We start from the raw sequence: 231 nt of genomic DNA on the forward strand, positions 1-231 counted from the left end.
GATATCCTCTCCACGCCGCTCGGCAGCCGTGTGCTGGTTCGTGATTATGGCAGTGACCTGTTTTCGCTGGTGGACAACCCTCGCGACGATATCACCCGACTGCGGATTATCGCGGCCACGGCCTCAGCGCTGGCGCGCTGGGAGCCACGGTTGCGGGTCACGCGTGTAATGGTCACTTTCCCGGCCGATGAAACAGGATGTGTCGTCGATATCGAGGGGATCAACAAAGAG

At 60.2% G+C, this 231-nt stretch carries 1 protein-coding gene; it reads left to right on the forward strand.

Annotated elements, in window-relative coordinates:
* Window positions 1-231 (forward strand): GPW/gp25 family protein (locus HJG58_RS18795; RefSeq protein WP_170249819.1); only part of this gene is annotated, 231 nt, incomplete at both ends.

Source organism: Acinetobacter geminorum (genome assembly GCF_013009345.1).
Taxonomy (GTDB): domain Bacteria; phylum Pseudomonadota; class Gammaproteobacteria; order Pseudomonadales; family Moraxellaceae; genus Acinetobacter; species Acinetobacter geminorum.